The 6,256-nt window shown below is 68.2% G+C and carries 5 protein-coding genes and 1 pseudogene; 5 read left to right on the top strand and 1 reads right to left on the bottom strand.

The window, feature by feature from the left end:
• Nucleotides 1–420: pseudogene (locus DD1DGNOD_RS22865) on the top strand (tRNA pseudouridine(38-40) synthase TruA); the annotation flags it as partial.
• A gap of 100 nt (nt 421–520) precedes the next feature.
• Here DD1DGNOD_RS22865 and DD1DGNOD_RS22860 read toward each other — a convergent pair.
• The gene (locus DD1DGNOD_RS22860; RefSeq protein WP_131771011.1) at nt 521–1,939 is read right to left on the bottom strand and encodes a hypothetical protein; all 1,419 of its coding nucleotides are present in this window, start codon (nt 1,937–1,939) and stop codon (nt 521–523) included.
• A 211-nt stretch (nt 1,940–2,150) separates the two neighbouring features.
• Between DD1DGNOD_RS22860 and rplM the strand changes: the two genes are divergently transcribed.
• From rplM to glmS, 4 genes are all read left to right on the top strand, one after another.
• Nucleotides 2,151–2,594: a 50S ribosomal protein L13 gene (gene rplM / locus DD1DGNOD_RS22855; RefSeq protein ID WP_131768510.1), complete on the top strand. Its 444-nt coding sequence runs from the start codon at nt 2,151–2,153 to the stop codon at nt 2,592–2,594.
• Nucleotides 2,595–2,628: 34 nt separating this feature from the next.
• Nucleotides 2,629–3,036 carry a 30S ribosomal protein S9 gene (gene rpsI / locus DD1DGNOD_RS22850; RefSeq protein ID WP_131768509.1) on the top strand — a complete coding sequence of 136 codons (408 nt, stop codon included), beginning with the start codon at nt 2,629–2,631 and terminating at the stop codon, nt 3,034–3,036.
• Nucleotides 3,037–3,355: 319 nt separating this feature from the next.
• A complete protein-coding gene (gene glmM / locus DD1DGNOD_RS22845) occupies nt 3,356–4,702 on the top strand; it encodes a phosphoglucosamine mutase (RefSeq protein ID WP_131771012.1) in 1,347 nt (448 codons plus the stop codon).
• Between the two features lie 187 nt (nt 4,703–4,889).
• Nucleotides 4,890–6,256: glutamine--fructose-6-phosphate transaminase (isomerizing) (glmS, locus tag DD1DGNOD_RS22840; RefSeq protein ID WP_131768651.1), on the top strand; the 1,367-nt coding region annotated here is incomplete at its 3' end.

The raw sequence follows: 6,256 nt of genomic DNA, 5'->3' as shown, positions 1-6,256 counted from the left end.
GCGTGGCCGCGCCCGCTGGACGCCGAGCGGATGGGGGACGCGGCCCTTGCCCTGGTGGGGGAGCGCGACTTCGGCGCCTTCTGCCGGCGCAGGGAAGGCGCGACCACGGTACGCACGTTGCTGCGCCTGGACGTGGCCCGTGTACACGACGGTGTGGTTGTCGCGGACGTGGAGGCGGACGCCTTCTGCCATTCCATGGTGAGGGCTCTGGTCGGGGCGCTGCTGGCGGTGGGGGAGGGTCGGCGACCGCGCCAGTGGCCGGCGGGCGTCCTTGCGCGCGGTGTTCGCGACTCGGCGGTGACGGTGGCTCCGCCGCATGGGCTCACTCTCGTCGAGGTCCGTTACCCGCCCGACGCCGATCTGGCTGCCCGGGCAGCGGCGACCCGGGCGGTCCGGGTACCCACGAGTCCGTCCGGATAGTCCGTCCGGGTACCTACGAGTCCGTCCGGACAAGTTCGTCCGGACGGCTGGGCCTCCGGTCGTGTTCGTCCCGATCCGCTGCCTGCGCTGCCGATCGGGATCAGCGTGGCCCGTGGCCGGTGAGGACCCGCTGCGAGATCGGCTGGCTGGCCAGCAGGGGAAGGTCACGACGTGCCGTGGTCAGTGCCGGGTCGGTGGCGGCCCCCTGGGCCCCGTCAGTGTAGGCCAGCTGTATCACGATCAGGTAGTGCCCGGTTACGGGCGCGGCCCGCCAGGAGTTGTCACGGGTCGGGTCCGTCACCGTCGCACCGGGAAGCGATTCGGCCGGCACCGGCAGGGGTGATATGCCTCCACTGCCCGCGGTAACCGACTTCGCCGCGTTCTGGGCGGTGCTCACGTCGTCCAGAACGAGCACCGAGGCCGCCGCGAGAACCCGATGTCCGGAGGCGTCCGGTTCGGTCAGGTACACCGCGCGAACGAGCTGCCGGCACCGGTCGCCCGACAGCGCGGAAGCGAGTTCACCGGTCAGACCCGGGCACCCGGAATCCAGCTTGTACGCGAGTCGCGTGTAGGAGTGCAGATCGAGGGTGACTCGGGGGGAGTTGAAGAACTCGGTGGCCGTGACCGGGTCGGAGTCCGTCCGGGCACTGTTGATGAAGTTGGGGTTGGTGACCGGTGCGGTGGTGGCCGCCACGGCCGACCGCCTCTTACCGTTGTGGCGGTCACGACTTGCCAGGACGGCGACGGAGGCGATGACTATGATCGCGACGACACCCGTGATCGCTATCAGCCTGGCGACGTAGCCCGCGGGCACGCGCTGTCCGCCGCGGGCAGTAGCAGTGCGGCGATGACTGTCTGTCGCATCACCGAATGTCCTGGTAGAGGTGCCGCTGGTGGCCTTGGGACCGGCACTGCCGGAGGCGTCGAGGCCGGCGTCGTCGGCACCGGGTGCACCTGCTTGCGTGACGAGCGGGACCGTCTGGTTGCGCTGGTTTCGTACGTTCCCTATGACGGGGGCTGAGGTTGCGGACGGCACCGGTGTTTCGGGCAACACCGGGGTTTCCAGCGGCGCTGAGATTTCCAGTGGCACTGAGGTTGCGGCCGGCACCGGGGTTTCGGACGGCACCGGGGTCCTGGGTGTCGCGGAGTCCGGTGCCGGGTTGCTGCCGGTGTCATTCTCCCTGCTCGGTGACACCGCGTCATCGATTGGAACCTTTAGTGAACTGTCGGTGACGGCTTCTGGTGGATCGTCTGCTGCTGGATCGTCCTGTGGCGAGGAGCCGGTCTCATCGGGCGCGGGCGAGGCGGCAGTCGGCCTGAGCGCGGTGTCCAGTGGCTGGACCGGGGCCGCCGCCGTGTCGAAAACCCCGACATCGGACGTCCACACAGGTCTGCGGATGGAGGACGGCAACGTGCTGAGTGGGCCGAACAGCGGGTCGTCCGCCGGTGGGACCCACAGATCCACATCCTCGACGGCGTCCCCCGAGACGCCTGGTGACTGCTCTGGCTTCTCGTCCATCCCCCGTAGACTACGGCCGCCCGGCAGAATCTTCGCAGGGCCGAATGATCATTTTGCGGGGGTCGGCGGCCGGTTGCGCCGACCGCCTGGTAACCTCAAGGACTGCCGCTCATGACAGGTTGCGAGACCTACGCGGCCGGCAGCTCTTGAGTCACTCATCTGAGCGACTCGAAGGCACAACACGCATCCGCTGACAAGAAAAGGCAGACCTGTGCGCACGTACCAGCCCAAGCCCACAGACGTCCAGCAGGCTTGGCACGTCATCGATGCCACGGACGTGGTGCTCGGCAGGCTGGCCAGCCAGGCCGCCCAACTGCTGCGTGGCAAGCACAAGCCGACATTCGCCCCACACATCGACACCGGCGACTTCGTCATCATTGTGAACGCCGGCAAGGTGGCCCTCAGTGGCAACAAGCGGGAGCAGGCGAAATACCATCGCCACTCCGGCTACCCGGGCGGTCTGCGCAGCGTCTCCTATGGATCGCTGCTCGACACTCGACCGCAGCTCATCGTCGAGAAGGCCGTCAAGGGCATGTTGCCGAAGAACAAGCTGGGCCAGGCGCAGGCCACCAAGCTGAAGGTTTACGCCGGGCCGACTCATCCCCACCAGGCCCAGCAGCCCCAGCCGTTCGAAATCACCCAGGTCGCGCAGTAAGCCGCGGACCATCTGACCAGGAAGGACAGGCGACGTGGCTGTCGTGACCGACGCCCAGGGCAATCCCCGCGCCACCGGCCGGCGCAAGGAGGCTGTTGTCCGAGTACGCCTTCTGCCGGGTAGCGGCAAGTGGACTTTGAACGGGCGCACCCTGGAGGAATACTTCCCCAACAAGGTGCACCAGCAGCTGGTCAACGAGCCGCTCAAGGCGCTGGACCGGGCCGAGTCCTATGACGTGGTGGCACGGCTGCATGGTGGCGGAGTCTCCGGCCAGGCCGGTGCGCTTCGCCTCGCGCTCGCCCGGGCTCTGATCACCGCCGAGGAGGAATCCCGGCCGGTGCTGAAGAAGGCCGGCTTCCTGACGCGGGACGCCCGGGTCAAGGAGCGGAAGAAGTACGGCCTGAAGAAGGCTCGGAAGGCGCCCCAGTACAGCAAGCGCTGACTTTCCGGGATCGCCACCCTCTCCGTCCTGTTTGTGTGGAACACCGTTCGTGCGCTCGCGGGCCGCGCGGCGTCCGCCAGGCCGGAGAGCGCGCCATTATGCTTCTTCTCGCGTGCTCGGAGGCTCCAAGACATCCGCTAGGCTGAAGAGCGCGCATTGTGCTTCTCTTCGCGCGCTCGAAGGCTCCAAGGCTTCGGTGGTCCGAAGAGCGTACGACTATGGTCCTTTTCGTGCGCTCGGAGGTCCCGGGGAACCTGGGCGGGGCTGCGGTCCGCGGGTGGTGTCCGACACGGGATGGACTGACGGCGGTGACCACATGGTGGTGAGGCTTTTCGGTACCGACGGCGTTCGCGGGGTTGCCAACGCCGATCTGACGGCCGAACTAGCGCTGGGGTTGTCGGCGGCGGCCGTGGCGGTGCTCACTGAGCACCGTTCTCCCGGCTCCGGCCGTCCGGCCGTGGTGGTCGGGCGCGACACCCGTCCGTCCGGGGAGTTCCTGGAGGCGGCGGTCGTCGCCGGACTGGCGTCGGCCGGTGCGGACGTCCTGCGCATAGGCGTGGTCCCCACTCCCGCGGTGGCGCATGCGGTCATCGGCTCGGGGGCGGATCTCGGTGTGATGCTCTCAGCAAGCCACAACCCCATGCCGGACAACGGCATCAAGCTGTTTGCCGCGGGCGGGCAAAAGCTGCCGGACGAGATCGAGGACGAGATCGCCGAACGTCTCGCCCTGCCGGTGTCGTACCGTCCCATCGGTGCGGCGATCGGCCGGGTTCGTGACGATCAGACCCTTGTCCAGCGGTATGCGGACTTCCTGCTGACAGCTGTTCCCGCTCCGCTGACCGGCCTTCGGGTCGTGGTCGACTGCGCGCAGGGAGCCGCGTGCACATTGGCACCACGCGTGCTGCGGGCCGCCGGGGCCGACGTGATCGCCCTGCATGCGGACGGGGACGGCGTCCGGATCAACGACGGTTGTGGTGCCACGCACCTGGAGGTTTTGCAGGCGGCCGTGCTGGAACACGGTGCTGACGCCGGTATCGCGCACGACGGCGACGCCGACCGTTGCATGGCAGTGGACGCCAACGGAGAGATCGTCGACGGCGATCAGATCCTCGCCCTGTCCGCTCTGGGGTTGCGGGAGCACGGCGAGCTCACCGACGACACGGTCGTGGTGACGGTGATGTCGAACCTGGGCTTTCACCACGCGATGCGCGACGCCGGGATCAACGTGGTTGCGACCCCGGTCGGCGACCGTTATGTGCTGGAGGCCATGCGCGAGCGCGGGCTGTCCCTGGGGGGAGAACAGAGCGGGCACGTCGTCTTCCTCCGCCATGCGACGACCGGGGACGGGCTGCTGACCGCTTTGCAGGTGCTCGGCCGTATGGCCGAGACGCAACGTCCACTCGCGGAGCTTGCCAAGGTCATGACGAAGCTGCCGCAGGTGCTCATCAACGTCAGGGGCGTGGACCGGTCGAAGGTGTCCATGTCACCGGAGCTCGTCGCCGCGGTCGCCGCGGCCGAGGCCGAGCTCGGGGACGACGGTCGGGTCCTGCTGCGTCCGTCCGGAACGGAGCCGCTGGTCCGGGTCATGGTGGAGGCGCCCACCGGTGAGCAGGCCAAGGCGGTCGCCACCCGCCTGGCCGCGGTTGTCCGCAGTGCCCTGGGCTGATGCCGGCTGAGCGCCTGTGCGTGTGTCTGCGGCGCCTGCGTGTGCCCGCTGAGCCTGCGTGTGCCCGCTGAGCCCACGCGGATCGCGGCAGACTCGCATCCGAAGTGCTATTACCACCAGCGAAAACAAAGGTGCGTAATGAGTCCTGCCCGGTTGGCCCGGGCCGCTGGTTGCGTACGCTGACCGCATGTGTGGGATCATCGGGTACATCGGGGGACAGCCCGCGCTCGAGGTGGCTCTGGCCGGGCTTCGCCGGTTGGAATATCGGGGCTACGACTCGGCGGGCATAGCCGTTGTCGTCGACGGCGGGCTGCGTACCTTGCGCAGGGCAGGCAAACTGGCCAATCTGGAAAAGGCGCTGGCCGAATCAGGGACCGGCCTGGAGGGCCAAAGGCAGCGCGATCATGGTTTTTCCGCGCTGCCGGAGGCCTGGATTTCCGGGTCGTTGTCGGGAACCGCTGGTATCGGCCATACCCGCTGGGCGACGCACGGTGGGCCGACGGATGCCAACGCACATCCGCACACCGACTGCACCGGCGCCATCGCGGTGATCCACAATGGGATCATCGAGAACTTCGCGAGCCTGCGAGCCGGACTTGAGCGCGGCGGGCACGAGCTGGCCAGCGAGACCGACACCGAGGTCGTCGCGCACATGCTGGAGGACGAGCTCGCCGCGGTGACCGGTCCGGGCGAGCCCTCAGCGGCCGGGGCGAGCCTGCTGACCGAGGCCTTCCGCAGGGTGTGCCGCCGCCTTGAGGGCGCCTTCACGCTGGTCGTGGTGCACCGGGACCATCCTGACGTGGTGGTCGGAGCACGGCGCAACAGCCCGCTCGTGGTCGGTATCGGTACGGACGAAACCTTCCTGGCCAGTGACGTCGCGGCCTTCATCGCGCACACCCGTAGCGCCGTGGAGATCGGACAGGACCAGATCGTCGAGGCCCGCCGCGATGGTGTGACCATCACCGACTTCGCCGGCAATCCGGTGGCGGGCCGTCCGTACCACGTTGACTGGGACGCGAGCGCCGCGGAGAAGGGCGGCTACCCCTACTTCATGCTCAAGGAGATCAGCGAGCAGCCGACCGCCCTTGCCGACACCCTGCGCGGACGCCTGTCCAACGACGCCGAAATCGTCCTCGATGAGGAACGCCTGTCCGTCCAGGACTTCCGTGACGTCGACAAGGTCTTCATCGTCGCCTGTGGTACGGCCTACCACGCCGGACTGATCGCCAAATATGCCATCGAGCACTGGACGCGGTTGCCCTGCGAGGTGGAGATGGCCTCGGAATTCCGTTACCGCGACCCGGTTCTGGACCGTTCCACGCTCGTCATCGCCATCAGCCAGAGCGGTGAGACGCTGGACACCCTGATGGCGGTCAAGCACGCGCGGGAGCAGAAGGCCCGGGTCCTCGCGATCTGCAACACGAACGGGTCGACGATTCCGCGGGAGTCCGACGCCGTCCTGTACACCCGCTGCGGTCCCGAGGTCGGGGTGGCCTCGACGAAGACCTTCCTCGGCCAGGTGGCTGCCTGCCTGCTGGTCGGGCTGTACCTGGC

This window comes from Candidatus Protofrankia californiensis (assembly GCF_900634765.1).
Taxonomy (GTDB): domain Bacteria; phylum Actinomycetota; class Actinomycetes; order Frankiales; family Frankiaceae; genus Protofrankia; species Protofrankia californiensis.
This window is presented reverse-complemented; position numbering and strand designations above follow the sequence as displayed.